General features: G+C 59.4%; 15 protein-coding genes. 7 read left to right on the top strand and 8 right to left on the bottom strand.

Going from position 1 to position 15,625, the window contains the following annotated elements; translation table 11 throughout:
- The first annotated feature begins 271 nt into the window (after positions 1-271).
- The 3 genes from AB7783_RS17005 to AB7783_RS16995 all read left to right on the top strand — a co-directional run bounded on the left by AB7783_RS17005 (position 272) and on the right by AB7783_RS16995 (position 2,803).
- The gene (locus AB7783_RS17005; protein ID WP_439061904.1) at positions 272-1,243 is read left to right on the top strand and encodes a sensor histidine kinase; all 972 of its coding nucleotides are present in this window, start codon (positions 272-274) and stop codon (positions 1,241-1,243) included.
- A 494-nt stretch (positions 1,244-1,737) separates the two neighbouring features.
- Positions 1,738-2,136 (top strand): host attachment family protein, encoded by a 399-nt coding sequence (locus AB7783_RS17000; protein WP_184511679.1) that lies wholly within the window; start codon positions 1,738-1,740, stop codon positions 2,134-2,136.
- Between the two features lie 157 nt (positions 2,137-2,293).
- On the top strand, positions 2,294-2,803 hold the full coding sequence (locus AB7783_RS16995; protein ID WP_315843506.1) for a YciE/YciF ferroxidase family protein: 510 nt from the start codon (positions 2,294-2,296) through the stop codon (positions 2,801-2,803).
- A gap of 181 nt (positions 2,804-2,984) precedes the next feature.
- On the opposite strand, the gene AB7783_RS16990 is transcribed toward AB7783_RS16995, so the two are convergent.
- Complete coding sequence (locus AB7783_RS16990; RefSeq protein WP_439061902.1) at positions 2,985-3,353, bottom strand: hypothetical protein; 369 nt, start codon at positions 3,351-3,353, stop codon at positions 2,985-2,987.
- Between the two features lie 231 nt (positions 3,354-3,584).
- Complete coding sequence (locus tag AB7783_RS16985; protein ID WP_439072847.1) at positions 3,585-4,472, bottom strand: LysR family transcriptional regulator; 888 nt, start codon at positions 4,470-4,472, stop codon at positions 3,585-3,587.
- A 100-nt stretch (positions 4,473-4,572) separates the two neighbouring features.
- Here AB7783_RS16985 and AB7783_RS16980 point away from each other — a divergent pair, with 100 nt between their 5' ends.
- Together AB7783_RS16980 and AB7783_RS16975 are read left to right on the top strand one after the other, a co-directional pair.
- On the top strand, positions 4,573-5,436 hold the full coding sequence (locus AB7783_RS16980; protein ID WP_441278264.1) for an SDR family oxidoreductase: 864 nt from the start codon (positions 4,573-4,575) through the stop codon (positions 5,434-5,436).
- A 39-nt stretch (positions 5,437-5,475) separates the two neighbouring features.
- Entirely contained in the window at positions 5,476-5,952 is a 477-nt protein-coding gene (locus AB7783_RS16975; protein ID WP_439072845.1) for an SRPBCC family protein, read from the top strand.
- Positions 5,953-6,102: 150 nt separating this feature from the next.
- Here the strand turns inward: AB7783_RS16975 and AB7783_RS16970 are convergent, their stop codons facing one another.
- Entirely contained in the window at positions 6,103-7,395 is a 1,293-nt protein-coding gene (locus AB7783_RS16970) for an ArgE/DapE family deacylase (RefSeq protein ID WP_184511675.1), read from the bottom strand.
- A gap of 79 nt (positions 7,396-7,474) precedes the next feature.
- On the opposite strand from AB7783_RS16970, the gene AB7783_RS16965 reads away from it, so the two are divergent.
- Positions 7,475-8,299: an IclR family transcriptional regulator gene (locus AB7783_RS16965; protein WP_441278263.1), complete on the top strand. Its 825-nt coding sequence runs from the start codon at positions 7,475-7,477 to the stop codon at positions 8,297-8,299.
- Positions 8,300-8,340: 41 nt separating this feature from the next.
- Positions 8,341-9,453: a M20 family metallopeptidase gene (locus AB7783_RS16960; RefSeq protein ID WP_441278262.1), complete on the top strand. Its 1,113-nt coding sequence runs from the start codon at positions 8,341-8,343 to the stop codon at positions 9,451-9,453.
- 242 nt (positions 9,454-9,695) lie between these two features.
- Here AB7783_RS16960 and AB7783_RS16955 read toward each other — a convergent pair whose 3' ends face one another.
- The 5 genes from AB7783_RS16955 to AB7783_RS16935 are packed head-to-tail and all read right to left on the bottom strand — an operon-like array spanning position 9,696 to position 15,599.
- On the bottom strand, positions 9,696-12,176 hold the full coding sequence (locus tag AB7783_RS16955; RefSeq protein WP_441278261.1) for a glycosyl hydrolase 2 galactose-binding domain-containing protein: 2,481 nt from the start codon (positions 12,174-12,176) through the stop codon (positions 9,696-9,698).
- 33 nt (positions 12,177-12,209) lie between these two features.
- Positions 12,210-13,202 (bottom strand): DUF1839 family protein, encoded by a 993-nt coding sequence (locus AB7783_RS16950; protein ID WP_441278260.1) that lies wholly within the window; start codon positions 13,200-13,202, stop codon positions 12,210-12,212.
- 3 nt (positions 13,203-13,205) lie between these two features.
- A complete protein-coding gene (locus AB7783_RS16945) occupies positions 13,206-14,114 on the bottom strand; it encodes an amino acid--[acyl-carrier-protein] ligase (protein ID WP_441279714.1) in 909 nt (302 codons plus the stop codon).
- A gap of 26 nt (positions 14,115-14,140) precedes the next feature.
- Entirely contained in the window at positions 14,141-15,322 is a 1,182-nt protein-coding gene (locus AB7783_RS16940; protein WP_441279713.1) for an acyl-CoA dehydrogenase family protein, read from the bottom strand.
- A 31-nt stretch (positions 15,323-15,353) separates the two neighbouring features.
- Positions 15,354-15,599: an acyl carrier protein gene (locus AB7783_RS16935; RefSeq protein ID WP_441278259.1), complete on the bottom strand. Its 246-nt coding sequence runs from the start codon at positions 15,597-15,599 to the stop codon at positions 15,354-15,356.
- Between the last annotated feature and the right edge of the window lie 26 nt (positions 15,600-15,625).

Genomic DNA, 15,625 nt, shown 5'->3' with positions numbered 1-15,625 from the left:
AAGATCGGTTTAGGACTACGTCCCATATCAGCACCGTCACAGGAGGACGATAAGCGCTGCTAATGCAATCAAACCCGCTATACCCGCCATCATTAATATTAGAAAGAACTTTAACATGCAGAACAACAAGGCGATAACGACGAAGTTGCACGCGTAGTCGCCGATTTGCGAGCGGTGAATGTTTCCCCTGCAGGGCGAAGAACTGTTAGCTTAAATGGGCAACCACCCAGAGGGGAACCCCGTGCCTAAAGCTCCTGGAAAAGCGCACGCGATGGATTTCGAGCAGCTTCTTGAAGCAATCGCCGCAGCAGGCGTGACCTTGTGGACTTGGAATGTTGACTCCGATGAACTCACAATGGATGACGCAGCATTTGACCTTTGGGGTGTCCCAAGGAGCGACAGCGTAACTTTCGAAGATCTTTCAGCTCATATACACCCTGCGGACCGAGACCGCGTCAGGGCGGCTTTTGCCGCCACACGGGGGATTGTTGGACCCTATGAAATCGATTTCCGTATCATCATAGAGGAAGAAATCAGATGGATCTCTGCTCGGGGGAAGGGCGACGACGCCGGCATCCGAGATCGCGTAATGTCCGGAATTTTTATCGACGTCACCGGACGTAAGCAGGCCGAAGAGGGGCATGAACTACTCGCCGGAGAAATGAGCCACCGAGTTAAAAACCTGCTGGCAATTGCATCTGGCCTTACGGCCATCACGTCCCGGTCGACGACAACAAGCGTCGAGATGGCGAAAGAGTTGACCCAGCGGTTATCTGCTCTTGGGCGAGCCCACGATCTTATCCGCCCGATCCCAGGGCATGAAGGCAAAGCAGCATTACTCGGCGACTTGTTAACCGTGCTGTTGGCGCCTTATGACGACCTCGGTGCATTCAGCGGGCGAATTCGCGTGTCAGTACCACGTATGGGCGTCGGAGAAGCGTCCGCGACGACACTTGCCATGGTCGTGCATGAACTTGCTACCAATTCACTGAAATACGGTGCGTTGTCTTCCCCCACGGGAACGCTTGACGTCGCATGTTCAAGCCCCGACCGGGAAGTCGTCATCGTCTGGACGGAGCGTGGCGGACCTCCTGTCTCCGCTCCAGTTGGGGCTGGCGGCTTTGGAAGCAAACTCGTTGCACGAAGCATGACAGCCCAGCTCGGCGGCTCGATCGACCGTCAGTGGCAGGAAGAAGGAGTAGTCGTAACAATAAAATTGGATAAAGAGCGGCTCGCTACGTGACAAGCCTGTAAGGCATATCGCGATTATCGGCAGCGTCGCGCCGCGACCGGCGGCGTCGTCGGTGCTCTGACCGAAGCCGGCGTGTCGAAGGAAGATGCGCCACTTTATGCAGAAGGCGTTCGGCGCGGCGGGACGCTCGTCTCAGGCAAGGTGGCTGACGCGGATCGCACCCGCCTCGACAGCATGTTGAACCGATCTTCGGTCAATTTGAAGGATCGTAGCCGCGGCACGGTAGAAGACGGGTAGGACTGGTTACGATCCGGCCAGTAAGCCTTTTGGAGCGACGAACTACGGAAAGAGCGCAGCTTATACGACAGCTAACACCGAATTGGCCCGTGAAGCGGGCCAATTCTTTAAGTGCGGTGACTCCGGCGCGTTCACGACGGTTATTGAGCGTTTAGTCAAGGCGGGAACTTCGCGAAGGTGGAAGTATTGCTCTATGGCTCGCGGCCAACTTGGACAACGGCGCCAAACTCAACATGTCAGGAAATAGAATGATCCTCCCAACGGATACCATCGTTGCGGTTGCCGACGGTGAAAAGTTGAACCTTTTCCGCAATGTCGGCACCGAAACCGAAATGAGCTTGGTCGCTGCTCCCGGCGAGGATGTCGAGCCGGTCAGCGGCAGTGGTGGACAGAATAGCAGCTCCGCCAACCCCGATCAGAGTCGGGCGGAAGAAGACGGTTTTGCATCCGGCATCATCGAAATGCTGAATGCTCAGGTGCTAACAAATAAGTTCAGCAACATCGTGATCATCGCCGCGCCGAAGACACTTGGTGAGATGCGCAAACATTACCACAAAAAGCTCGATGAGGCTCTGGTCGGCGAAATCGCGAAGGACCTGACTGGTCACTCGATAGCGGATATCGAGAAGACGATACTTGCTGCGTAGCTCTTGAGATCCTCGACCGGCCACTTGGACCAGGCACCTTATCTGGCGAGTTCCAAGAATTGCGAAGGATGAGCCCGATCGACGGGGAACTCTCCGTTGAAATCCGCGTTCGCAATCCGCCGCCGGATACGGCAGGTATCGATAACAGGAGGATTCGATGGGTCTGTTCACTAAAGACATTAAGACCATGGAAGACATGTTTCTTCACGGCTTGCAGGACATCTATTACGCTGAAAACCAGATCACCAAGGCGCTGCCGCAAATGATCGAGCAGGCGACCAATCAGGATCTTGCCGCTGGCCTTAAGTCGCATCTTGAAGAGACCGTGAAGCAGGTAGGTCGTCTAGAACAGGTCTTCAAGAAGCTTGGCAAGGAGCCAAGCGCTACGGATTGCCCAGCCATCGACGGTATCATCAAAGAAGCCAAGGAGACGGCGGGCGAGATCGACAATAAGGCGGTCCTGGACGCCGCCATCGTCGCGAACTCTCAAGCGGTCGAGCACTACGAGATTGCTCGCTACGGCACGCTTATCGCCTGGGCAGAGGAATTGGGTCACGACGACGTTGTGCGGCTGCTGACCACCAACCTTAACGAAGAAAAGGCGGCCAACACCAAACTGAATACCATCGCGCTTCGTAAGGGCGTCAACAAGAAGGCGGTGGCCTGAAGACACCACCGTTCGTCGGTCGCGACGGTGACACTGCAAAATCCCGTGACGCCAGATGGCGGGCACTTCGTCGTGAAGGGCCGCCTCTGGCGCTTGTCTCCGGCTAGGGAAGCACTGATGGAATTTGCAGCCGCCAGCGCGATCGCTCGGGCGGCTTTTTGCATTTAGTGAACTGTTGGCCTTATGGATGGAGGTCCGCTAATCGGCGGCGTCCATCCTCTCGTGCAGTCTGACCGACGGCTCGGATACGTATCGGCGCTCCCGGCAACGGCATTCGCGACATCTTCGGCGGGGGACTGTCGTCCTCATCAAGTGAGCTGAGCGCTGCGAGAATATCGCCGATCCTGACCGTCTCATTGGAGCCGGGGATCTGGCGTAGCCATGGCTTCCCCTCGACAGTAAAAGCATCCGATGCCCACGCCGCAAGAACGCATCGCTTTTGCAGAGTGTCTAAAAAGGGATTCGCGAGAACTTCCCGGGGATGCGTGAAGGTGCTGGCGAGGAGGGAATTTGCGTGGATTTCATTCATCGACATGGCAGACGTCGTCATGTGGGCCTCCTGACTCCTTTCGTTTAAAGGCGATAATCGATGTAGATTTCTACAATCCTCGGTCAAGAGGGGAACCAAAAATTTTAGCGATGTTGCATCGCTTCTACCCGCCGAACTCGCTTTAACAGCCGCGGCCGTACAACACACCTGCGAAGTGGGGCCTCATATATTAGCCCGCATCGTTGTAAACTTCCCAAGCGTCCGGCGATTAGCGCGCAAAAGGACGTTCCATCATTTCACGAAGGCGGCAAGTTCGTCCGGGGTTCCCATCGGGAAAGCTTCTTTCAGGTAGTCCAGAAAAGCAGAAACACGAGCGCTCAGCAGCCGCCGCGAGGGATAAAGAGCCCACAGAGCGATGTCCGGTCCGCCTACGTCGCCCCAATGCACTAACGTGCCAGCAGCCAGATCATGACTTACGAGTGATATCGGAAGACGTGCTGCGCCAACGCCCGCGCGGACTGCGTCGCGCACCATGACAATCGATGAAAGACAGAGCACTGGATCGACCGTGATGCGCGATTTTCCTGTTGGTGTTGTTACGTCCCAGGATGTGATCTGGCCGCCTGCTCCACGCACAACGGCTGGGACAGGCAAGTCGGCAGGTCGAGCCAAACTTGAACTCGCAACGACTACCAGCCGATCGCGCAGAAAGGCTCGTCCGACGAGGCTTTCATCCGGATCTGGATCGATGCGGATGACCAGGTCGTAACCTTCTTCCACCATGTCGACGGGACGGTCTTCGGTCGTGATCTCCAGCCGCACCTCCGGATATTTGAGCGCGAACCCAGCGGCCAGCCTGCCCATGGCGATCTGTGAAAACAGCAGGGGGGCGCTGATCCGTAATTTGCCGCGCGGCTTGTCGCCGCCCGAAGCGATTGCGGCTACCGTTTCGTCTAGCTCGGTAAGCAGGGTCCCTGTCCGCTCGTAAAGTGATCGCCCCTCCTGAGTAAGCTTCAACTCTCGCCCGCCGCGCTCAAACAGGCGCAGGCCGAGGATGCTCTCCAGTTCCGCCACCCGCCGCGACAGCGTTGCCTTCGGGTGACCCGTCGCACGTGCAGCGCGGCCAAACCCGCCATGGCGGGCGACCAGGTTGAAATCGGCGAGGGCGAGTAGGTCCATCTGTTCCATCTATGAGACTGTCTGTCCAAATATACTGTCTATCGGACCATATGTGAACCACTCATATTCAGGGGGTGATCAACCAATAGGAGAATATCCCATGACCATCCTCGTAACTGGCGCTACCGGCAACATCGGCCGCAATGTCGTCGAACAGCTCGCAAAGCGTGGCGCCTCGGTGCGTGCCCTCGTTCGCGATCCCTCCAAGGCCAAATTTCCAGACGGTGTGGAGGTCGTCCAAGGCGACCTGCTCGACGTCGATTCCCTCCGGTCCGCCATGAAGGGCGTATCCACGCTGTTCCTACTGAACGGTGTCGTGGCCGACGAATATACCCAGGCGCTGATCGCGCTAAACGTGGCCCGCGAGGCCGGGATCGATAGGTTCGTCTACCTGTCCGTCATCCACAGCGACCGCTACGTGAACGTCCCGCACTTCGCAGGCAAGTTCGGTGTCGAGCGCATGATCGAACAGATGAAGCTCGGCGCCACCATCCTGCGCCCGGCCTACTACATGGACAACGAGATCACCATCAAGGACGTGGTCACCGGCTACGGCATCTACCCGATGCCGATCGGCGACAAGGGCCTCGCCATGATCGATGCACGCGACGTCGGTGAACTCGCCGCGATCGAACTGATCCGCCGTGAGCAATCGCCCACGTCCCTTCCGCTCGATTATATCAATGTGGTTGGGCCCGACACGCTCACCGGCGCAGACGCAGCGGCGATCTGGTCGGATGTCCTCGGTCGCACGATCACCTTCCCCGGCAACGACACCGCCGGGTTCGAGCAGAACCTGCGCCAGTTCATGCCGAGCTGGATGGCCTTCGACATGCGCCTGATGGCCGAGCGGTTTCTGACCGAAGGCATGGTCCCGGGCACCGGCGACGTCGAGCGGCTGACCGCGCTGCTCGGCCGTCCGCTCCGCTCGTATCGCGACCACATCGCGCAGATCACGGCATAGCTCGCCGCGACGTCATCTAACAATCCAAGGAGAACTATCATGATCTATTCGACCGCCACCGTTCCGGTAAACCCGGAAGGGGAAACCAAACTCACTCGCGACCAGGCCTGGAAGGGTCTGGAGCTCAAGGCCCGCGACGCTCGCGAATTCTTGCCGCCCGGACTGTGCACGCGCTGCGACGTCGTCGAGGAGAGCGCGAACCACTTCGTGCGCGAGGCCACGATTGCCGGAGTAGACCTGCGGGAGATCATCGTGCTTGAGAAAGGAAGCAAGGTGACCTTTCTCCAGGCTACCGGTCCGCGCGAAGGTGCAATCATCAATGAGTTGTTCGTGGATGAGGCCGGAGCGCTCCAGCTCCGCTTCTACTGTTACACCGGCTTACGCGGGAAGAAGCCTCATGGCCCTGAGGAACAAGCCGAGCAGGCGCAGTTCGACAGCGAGGATAAGGGCTACAAAGCCGCCCTGTTATCGACACTAAAGCGCACCCGCGAGCTGCTCGCGGATGGGCGGCTCTGAGAGTTCACAAAATAAAGGGGGCTGTCTTAAGGGAGGCGCCCCCTTCGAGAAGGCACAGCCGCGCAAGTCAGATTCGCATAACACTCATTACGATAATAAGCTTACACAAAAGGTAGGCGAACGTTGTCTCTCAACTGGACTGCCTGTCACTCACTCAGGTGTGGCAAGCTCAACGCCACACCATTCGGCGATGAAAAGTGTCATCGCAGTAGTGATGCGCTTGAGAGACGCAATACTGACGCGCTCATCAAAGCCATGAATGTTTTGGGAGTAGGGGCCGTAGCATAGCGCGGGAATCTTGTCGTAGAGCGCATAAACCCTGGTATCGAGATAACCGGCAGTCATGAAGCTTTCGAGCTTCTTGCCAGTCGCCCCTAAATGAGCATCTGCGAGCACCTTTTCTGCCTCGGAGCCTGGCGGCAGTTCGTATCCTTCTGTGTGGAAGCCGTGGAAAGTGACTAATGGGGGAATGTTTGAAAGGAACGAGTCTTCCCGCGCGAATTTTGCAATTCGCTGCTCAATCTCAGCAGCTGCCTCCTTGGCACTGACGCCAGGATAGATCGAAACGCGGCAGCCGATTCGACACCATGCGGGAACGGACGACTCCCAGTCGCCGCCCTCAATTTTGCCGACGTTCAAATTAATAGGATGTTCTTCGTTTTCAAAGTTTGGACGCCCCGCTTTCCGAGCGTTCCATTCCGTTTCCAGTTTGCGGAGCTCACCAATGATGCGGTAAGCCGCGTCGATCGCATTGGCACCCGTGCCCATCTCGCGGACGTGGACGGGTAGACCCCGCACCTCCACCTGAAACCAAACAACACCTACGTTCGCTCGTACTAGCTTCTCGTCTTCTGGCTCTGGAATGAGAACGGCGTCGGCTTTGTAGCCGCGAAGATGCGTCATCAAAGCGCCGTTACCAGTCGATTCTTCCTCGACGACGGATTGAATATAGACGGTCGCAGCCGGCTGCAGCCCGATCCTGCGCAGCGCATCGAGAGCGTAAAGGTTCGCCGCGTGGCCCGCCTTCATGTCTGCGCCACCTCGGCCATAGAGCCAGTCGCCCTCAATCACCGGGTCGAAAGGTGGATGGGTCCACAAGCTCTCTGGTCCCGGCGGGACGACATCAACGTGGGCCTGCAAGATGAGGGACCGACCGGCTTCGTCGCGCGGGCGATGTGTTCCAACAACGATCGGGGCGCGTGAATGATCGTCTGAGAACGGGGAGCCGCCGGGATGCCGCCCGATGGCCTCACGGTCCATGTCGAAGCGCTCCATCGCGTATCCGCGATTACGCAACTCATTGAAAACGCGGTCCTGAATAACGAATTCGTCGCCGCGCACGGATTGCAGCCTGATGAGATCCTGCGTGTAGGCGATCTGCTCGGCAAATCCGTCTTCGACCGAAGCAATCAGTTTTTTGCGAAGCGTATCGTCGAGAACCATGGCTGCCATCCGGTGAGAGACAGCACAGTTTGGTCCACGGCCCTTGTTTGTGTCAACACATGATGTAGAGTGTCACAGCATGATACAAAACCCACTTGCCGGACGGCTGTCGGCAACGATCGCAGACAAGCCAGGCGTTCCCATCGTAAGAGCACTGGACCGGGGCATCGCGCTCCTCAAGGCCTTCCATATCGCACGACCTCGTCAAACCTTGACAGAACTGTCGGCAGCGGCCGATCTGGACAAAGGGACTGCGCGACGACTACTTCATACGCTTCAATGCAGCGGGCTGATTGATCACGATCCCTCGAGCGGTCTGTATTCGCTCGGTGTTGGCGTTCTCGAGCTTGCATCCTCCGTGGAAAAGGGGAGGGAGCTGCGCGAGATTGCAGCGCCCTTACTGAGCGAGCTCAGCGAGACAACTGGAACCACTGCCTATCTCTGGGTTCATCATGAGGGCAGCGCCATCTGTGTCGAGCGCGTGCGAGCCTCTATTCCAAATGTCGATGCCGCCTGGTTCACTGTCGGATCAAGGGCGCCGCTTAACTGCGGGGCAGGGCCCCGCGCGTTGTTGGGCTTTATCTCACCGGAGGAGCGAGCCGTCGCCCTTTCGCTTGAGCTTGCGAAACGCACGCCGAAAAGCCAGACCAACATCAAAACCCTGAATGCCGAGGCCGTGCGAATTCAAAAACAAGGCTGGGAGCTGGCCGTTGATGATTTCGTTGTAGGCCTGGCGGCATTGGGCGTGCCTGTCTTCGATCGCCAGGGACATCTAGCCGGAAGCATCAGCATCACGACATTGACTGCGCAGCTGGCCGAAGGTGCGAAGCCACGTCACCTTGACCTCATCAAGAAGGTCAGTGCTGAGATTGGCGCGAAGCTTTTTAGCCGCGACGCACGATGACCGACCGAGATAGCCCTTTAGTAAAGCTGAGTGAGGATCGAATGAACAGCGTTGAACTTGCACAAGCCTTGGTGCGATTTGATTCCCTCAACCCGCCCGGCAGAGAAAAGGATTGCGCAGGTTATATTGCCGATTTGCTGCGGGATGCCGGCCTTGCCGTTACAGCTTACGAGTTCGCGCCGGGACGGCCGTCAATCGTCGCCAGGTTGTCTGGCACGGAGGCACTAAAGCCACTTGTCTTCACAGGCCACATTGATGTGGTGCCGCTTGGAGAAAAGCCGTGGTCGGCACCGCCGTTCGCGGCGGAGATCCGTGAGGGCAAGCTCATCGGGCGCGGCGCCAGCGATATGAAAGCTGGCGTCGCAGCCTTCATTGTTGCTGCGGTCGAAGCGACCAAGAAAGGCCGCTTGAAACGCGGTATCACGCTGGTCATCACCGCAGGTGAGGAGACGGGGTGCCAAGGAGCGTTCCACCTTGCACGCGAGGGTGCCCTTGGGGACGCAGAGCTATTGATCGTTGCGGAGCCGACGTCGAATCTTCCTATCATCGCGCATAAAGGCTCGGTCAGGCTGAGAATCACGGCCACAGGAAAGACAGCGCATTCTTCGATGCCTGAGCTGGGCGAAAACGCTGTGTATAAGGTTGCGAGCTGGGTCGGACTTATCGAAGCTCTGAAGTTTCCTGAGAACGAACACCCGTTGCTAGGGAGGACGACCGCCTCGGTCACCACGATCTTCGGCGGTCAAAACATCAACTCCGTTCCCGATTCGGCAGGCGTTACAGTCGATTTTCGCACAGTGCCCGGACATGACCATCAGGTGCTCATTGCAGACATCCAAGAGCGATTGGGAGCTGAAGCATCGATACAGCTGGTCACCGATTTCAAAGGGTTCGCGACTGCACCCGACGAGCCTGCGATTGAACCATTGATGGACATCCTGGCCGCTCGACTGGGCGCTCCCCCTGTGCCGGCCGGCGCTCCTTACTTCACCGATGCCTCTGCCTTGGTGCCGGGGTTTAACAATGTGCCAACCGTCGTCATCGGTCCCGGCGAAGCGGCGCAATGCCACCAAACCGATGAGTTCTGCTACGTCGAGCGAATTGATGAGGCATTCGACATCTACACTCAGCTTATAGACCGTATCTGCGGGTGACCTTTTGTGGGGAGGTAAGGGCCTCTCAAGCCGGCACCCCGCCTTGAGGCGCGCTGCGCTTCAAGAAAATCGGAATCGCATACTTACATTATAGAATAAAAACCTAGGCTAGCGACTAGCTGACCGTCGCCGGGTCCGTTCGATGCCATCGTTGATCTCGCCCCGGCACGCTTCAACAGCCAGTTCACGCAAGCGAAACTTGACCGGCCCCCGCTGTAAGAATTAGCGGATCGCTGCCCTAGTCAGTATTTGACGTCACCTTTCAGAGTGAGCGCAGAGACCCGTCCCGATGGGCGCAGATTATCAGACGAATGCCGGGGCGGTGCCAGACGCACGATCTTGCGATGCCCAAATGCCATGTGGAAGTAATTGTCGTCGGGCAGGAATTCGTTGTCCGCGATTTCAATGAAGCGCGTCGTCGTGGCGGCTTGCAGGTCGAGAAAGAAACCGGCGGCGTCTTCACCAAGCACTGCGCCAATCTTCTGGTCAATCGCCGACGTCGGGGAGCAAAGAAAATGAAAGGCCTCTCGAGGTTGATCGGAGTCCTCGGCTGCGAACATTGCATGCACGGTGTCATGCGCCGCTGGCCCAAAGCGATAGCAGTGACCGGCGTCGAAGAACCGGTCGAATATCTCGAACGCTCCGATTGAAAGCCCGGCATGTGGCGCGATGGTCACATTGCGCACCGCTTCGATCACCGGCGTCTTGCCGTCTCTCAGGCAACGCAAGGTCAGTTTGCCCGCGGCGGCCCGCGGCGTGTCATTGACGAGATGGAGGTAGAGCCCGTTGGTGCCTTCGTCAGTGATCGACAAGCGCAGTGGCAGCGAGGCGCGGCGCAGTGCGTAGAAGGCCGATTTCGGGCGGCCGTAGCAATCCAGCAGGCCCCAGCCTGCGCCGGGCTGCAGGTCGCGCCACAGCCATATCAGCGCGCCAGCGGTGGTGGAGGCCGGGCGGCGCCATTCGTCGATCGTCCGTTCGATGACCTCGGCTGTGATCGCGCGCGATAGCTGGCGCCAGCGCCCGGGTTCGCTGGAGCGCAGGCTGCGGCCGTCTTCGTTCCACAGCGCCAGAAGATAATGCTCGCGCACATCGTCGAAATCCCAAGACGCGCCTCCGTCGCGCGGGACCCCGGCGAGCCAGCGTTCCGGATTGCTGACAGGGTCGAGCCGATGGTCAGCGAAGTGACGATCGTCGGGCAGGTTGGCGAAAGCGAGACACTCAGAGGCAAAGCGGACATTGGCGCGGCGCGCATCGTCGAGGGGCCGCAAATATGCGCCAACGCCGTAATAATGCGACGGGCCCGCTTCAGCCACGAAGGGTAGCACGCCGCCGGACGGCGAACCCGGCACATAGGCGACGTCACACCAGCCCGCCAAAACTTCGGGAATGACGGTTTCCGCCAGTGGTACGTCGCGCATCTGGCGGGGCAGGCCCATCATCGCAGCCTGCTGACCAACCTCACTGCCGCCTGATATCACGACCAATGATGGCGACGCACTCAAGCGGCTAACGACTGTCGTGATTTCGCTGCGGATGACTTCAGCAAAGGCCACATCCGACGGGTAATCAAAATTGGCCATCATGACATCCTGCCAGACCATGATGCCGAGCCTGTCGCAGAGGCGGTGGAAACTTGGGGTCTCATACACCATGGTCCCGCTGAGACGGACCATGTTGAGGCCAGCACTTTGCACCAGTCCAAGGTCCTGCGCGTAATCGGCGTCAGATGCCTGCAGGCTCACCACGTCGATCGGCGTCCAACATGCGCCGCGGCAGAAAATGCGGACGCCGTTCACCTGCAGGGCGAAGCCGTTTCCGTCCGGCCCGCGGCCGACCGCGATCCGGCGAAATCCAACCTCTCCCAAATCGATCCCGACGGTGCCGATGTCGATGGTCACCGCATGGAGCGTCGGGCTACCATGGGTGTGAGGCCACCACAGCTCCACATCGGGGATCCGCAGTGCGCCCTGCCAGCGCGCCGCACCGGCCGGCGGCGCTTCCGTGTCGAGCGGCCTCAGCAGCACCTCCGCCCCGGCGCAGTGCAGGACCGGCGTCACGCCTTCTGCCACTCCCGACAGATCGAGCGCGAGCGTCAGAACGCCTTCGGTGTCGTCGAGCCGGCTGCGCAGATCGACATTATTGGCGCGAACAATTCCCTCTTCGATCAGCAGCACTGATCGGTATGGGCCGGCCACATCGACGGGCGGGCACCATCCGGGCATGTGCCCGATCAGCGTGGTGCGCAGGAACCGCAGCCGTGGCTCCTCGATCATCATCGTTTTCCAGCGTGGCCGAGGGCCTTTCGTTCCTGCCATCACGCCGCGGAGGCTCCTGAAGGCGATATGCATCCAATGCTCACCGCCGAGCACAATCTCGGCCTCACACGGCTCGAACATCGAGCTCCCGGTCAGGATGAGCCTGCCATCGAGGAAAACCTCGGCGAATGTCGCGAGTCCCTCGAACCGCAGCTTGCGCTTGCCGTTTCCACTGATCTGGAGCCGGTACCAGACGTCCTTGTCATGCAGCGGCTGAGGGTCAATGAGGCTCCATTGCCCGAGGGCCCGCAGCGCACCCGAGACCGTTCCAGGGACGATCGCGGGCAACCAGACGGCTTCACTCAACCCGCTGGGCTCCTGCCACGCGTGAGGGCAAGACAGCGCCAGTTCCCAGCCGCTGTCGAGCGGCTGAACCTTGCGTCCCGTCATGGCGCGGATGTCGGTCATGGCAATCAACAGGCCGATCAGGTCACAGAGAAATCATGCCGCGGCGCCGCGAACCGCGAAGCCGTTCATGAGGCTGTCGAGGGCGATATCGTAATCGGTCGCGAGCTGGCGGATGGCATCCGCCACATCCGGAACCTTGCCGCGGGCCGAGGCGCGGGCGAATTGAAACTGCATGATCTTGGTGCCGCCGGCGATCGCCTCCGCGGCCAGCCTGGCGCGCTCCAGCGCCGGGTCACCGTGCTCCTGCAACCACGCCAGATAGGTCGCGAGCAGTTCGAAATTCGCACCGGCCTGACGTAATGTACTGAAAGCGTAGGTGTGAAACCACTCGGGAGGCCGCCCCATCAGCCGGCCGATGTCGGCACCGATCACGTCGCCCCATGCGGTAAATGGATTCTGCGACGGCCGACGACGCAGATGTTGTGCCAGCAACGTGCGAGACATCGCCATCTGCTCGTGTGCAGACGGCGCCGGACCGAACTTGATGAATTCGACGTAAGGGAAAAGCGGCAGGCCGTTGTCACGCACGGGCCGCAACAGCGCCTCGAAGTCTTCGCCTTCGAGACGGAAATATCCGCCATTGTGAAAGTAATCGAGCCGGCGGTCGACCGAATCCAGGACGTTGACGCCGATGGTCGTTTTGCTGTGACTGTGACGATAGGTGATGCCGCGGGTATCCGGCAGGTAGTAAGAATCGACCTCGATCAGCGGCAGACGGCCCCGCGTCAACTGCACGTGCGCGTGATCTTCCAGCTGATCGAAGATCGCGAGCTCCAGAATCTCGACGCCGTACAACAGCGCGAGATCGGCGGCCGGGATCTTGAAAAACGTGAACTGGTCGCCCTCGTAATCCTGCGCGACCGTGAAAGCCAGCGCGGCCCGGGGATCATGCCCGCGTCGGGCCAGTACTTCGATCAGTAGATCGACGTAGCAGTTGGTCTCGGGCCAGTTGCGCGCGGAATCATGCAGCTCGTGACGCACATAGGTTGCGGGATCCAGTCCATCGATGGCGCAGGTGGTTTGCAAGGCCTAGCCCCACAGCACGCGGCGGACATCCGCGGGCCACGCGTCGACCTTGGTGCCGTGGTGACGGAATAGCGCCAGCGCCGTCCGCTCCAGGCCGAAGCCGACGCAGGCCGAATGTGCGACTTCGCCGCCTGCGAAATGCATGCCCCACAGGCTGCCGAAATGGTTCTGATGATAGTTGAATGACAGACACGCGGTCGGATTTTCATCGCTGGCGACCGGGATCAGCAACTCAAATTTCAGACCCTGGTCGCGCTGACTCGACGCCATGACGCGGCCAGTGCGCCCGAAGAACGGATCGTTGGCCACATCGATAACGCAAGGCAGGCCCAACGAAGCGATAAGCTTTTCGCCGCGCTCGAGCCAAGTGGCGCGGAAAGATGTCACTTCGTCGGCCGAGCCGATGCGGACGAATTCGCGCATCCGGAACAGCTGCATCCGCGCTGGATCCTTCGAGGGCTCATGGCGGAAGCAGTATGACTTGAGATCGAACAGCCGACCGCCTTCCGGCACCGGACCTTCCGCCGCGACAGTGGGATACAGCGGGTAGCAGGCAGCCGGCGTCAGCGCGACTTCCGTCGCATCCTGCATCTCGGTCCAGTCTTCGCCCCGCTCGATCATGCCGACGAGCTTGGCATGGTCGGCGTTATCGCCCATGAAAGAGTGGACGCAGCCGGCCAATTGCGGAAAGCTCTTCAGGTAACCGGCTTTCACAAGATTCTTGCGCGGCATGCCCGGCGGAAAATGAATCCGCGTCGCCTGATCGCCGACGGCTATTTTTGTCACCGCGGCTTCGAACCCGTCGATGACCTCTTCGAACACACCGGCGCGGCCATAGAGCCCGTCGACGCCGGTCCTGATCAGGATCGACTCGTCGAACAGGGCGTCGAGAAATGCCTCCGGACTTTGCACGGCTTTAACAGGCGCGTTCATCGCTATCACTCCAGATCTGAGTCAAATCGGCTCGCGACCACGAGGCCAGCGGTGTTGGTGAGGATGCGATCGTTAGCCACCATCAGCGGCGCCGACAGCACATCCCTGAGATGGCGGCCGACCGAGAATGGACCGTCGTTGCGGTAGCCGGCGATGCCCGTCACCATCAGCGCTTCACGTACGATGTCGACGGCTATGGTCGAAGCCATGACCTTGAGATTGTTCATTTCGATCGCGAAATTGATCGAGCTGAGATCGTCTTCGTTGCGCTTCGCAGTCTCGAACCGCTCAATATGGGCGACGAGCGTGGACTTGAACGTCTGCAATTTGGCGGTGGCCTCGGCCAGTCGAGCCGCGCCTGGGAGCGGCCCCGCGAAATCGGACGGCACGCGCCGCGCCGTTGCTCGAACCGAGGCATGCGCGCGCGACAAAGCATCGGTCGCGATCCCGAACCAGACGCTCGCCCACAGAACATGCGCGGTGGCCAGCATGGATTGCACCGCGATCTCGTGGAACGGCTTCGGAAAGATCTGATCGGCTCCGGCTGTTGCCGTCAGCAGGAAACCCTCGGAGCAGGTGGCGCGCATGCCGAGCGTATTCCACTCAGCGGTGCGCTGAAGTTGGTAGTCGCTACGCCGCAGCGCGATCAGGACCTGATCGGACCCGACGGACGCCGGACCGCGCCGCGCGGTCGCCATGATGATATCGGCTTCCGCAGCATAGGACAGGACACTTGCCTGCTTTGTCAGCGAAACCCGATCACCCGTCGTCTCGATCGCGCAATTCGATATCCGCAGATCGCCGCCGATACCAGCCTCCGTGGTCGACGACGCGATCAGCAGCTGCTTGACAGCTACATCGCGCATGAGCCCGCGATGATATTCGGTTTGCATCCCATGGGCGACCAGGCTCGATAGCTTGATCTGATGCATGGCGTAAATCATGCCGCTGGCGCCGCACGCGCCCGCGAGAATCGCGCAAAGATTGGCAATCTTGCGCAATTCCAATTCCTGGCCACCAAGGCTTCTAGGTACCATCAAGCCGAGCATCCTTTTACGACGAAGGGCTTCGAATGTCTGCGCTGGAAACGTCGCGGTTAGGTCCGCAAGAGCAGCATTTGGCGAAGCAACCTCGATGGCAACCCGCCGCATCGCGTCACGCCAGGACACGGCTTCGGGCACGTCAATGCCTTGCTTCACCGCGTTCGGGATCATGACCCTAGACTTTCTCAGAGACGAGCTGCTCGACAGCAGCAATCAACCCACCAAGCGTGGCGAATGTTTTGCGAGTCAGCAGGCTGTTGGGAAATTCGATATCGAATTCTTCCTCGATGGACATCATCAGCTGAACTGAACCGAACGATGTCATGCCCGCATCGAACAGATTGTCCTGGTCGGATAAGCCATCGACTGGAACGGGAAGCAGGTTCAGCGATCCGACAATGGTGCGGACACGGTCACGCATGAAGTTTCTCCAACGCTACAAAAAGT

The sequence above is a fragment of the Tardiphaga sp. 172_B4_N1_3 genome (assembly GCF_052076035.1).
GTDB classification, from domain to species: Bacteria; Pseudomonadota; Alphaproteobacteria; order Rhizobiales; family Xanthobacteraceae; genus Tardiphaga; species Tardiphaga robiniae.
Note: the sequence above shows the minus strand (reverse complement) of the source record. Positions and strands in the feature narration are given on the sequence as shown.

Bases quoted from the DNA above. Each gene is read 5' to 3' on its own strand.
- AB7783_RS17005 (WP_439061904.1), top strand. From the start codon at position 272: ATGGATTTCGAGCAGCTTCTTGAAGCAATCGCCGCAGCAGGCGTGACC.
- AB7783_RS17000 (WP_184511679.1), top strand. From the start codon at position 1,738: ATGATCCTCCCAACGGATACCATCGTTGCGGTTGCCGACGGTGAAAAG.
- AB7783_RS16995 (WP_315843506.1), top strand. From the start codon at position 2,294: ATGGGTCTGTTCACTAAAGACATTAAGACCATGGAAGACATGTTTCTT.
- AB7783_RS16990 (WP_439061902.1), bottom strand. From the start codon at position 3,353: ATGACGACGTCTGCCATGTCGATGAATGAAATCCACGCAAATTCCCTC.
- AB7783_RS16985 (WP_439072847.1), bottom strand. From the start codon at position 4,472: ATGGACCTACTCGCCCTCGCCGATTTCAACCTGGTCGCCCGCCATGGC.
- AB7783_RS16980 (WP_441278264.1), top strand. From the start codon at position 4,573: ATGACCATCCTCGTAACTGGCGCTACCGGCAACATCGGCCGCAATGTC.
- AB7783_RS16975 (WP_439072845.1), top strand. From the start codon at position 5,476: ATGATCTATTCGACCGCCACCGTTCCGGTAAACCCGGAAGGGGAAACC.
- AB7783_RS16970 (WP_184511675.1), bottom strand. From the start codon at position 7,395: ATGGTTCTCGACGATACGCTTCGCAAAAAACTGATTGCTTCGGTCGAA.
- AB7783_RS16965 (WP_441278263.1), top strand. From the start codon at position 7,475: ATGATACAAAACCCACTTGCCGGACGGCTGTCGGCAACGATCGCAGAC.
- AB7783_RS16960 (WP_441278262.1), top strand. From the start codon at position 8,341: ATGAACAGCGTTGAACTTGCACAAGCCTTGGTGCGATTTGATTCCCTC.
- AB7783_RS16955 (WP_441278261.1), bottom strand. From the start codon at position 12,176: ATGACCGACATCCGCGCCATGACGGGACGCAAGGTTCAGCCGCTCGAC.
- AB7783_RS16935 (WP_441278259.1), bottom strand. From the start codon at position 15,599: ATGCGTGACCGTGTCCGCACCATTGTCGGATCGCTGAACCTGCTTCCC.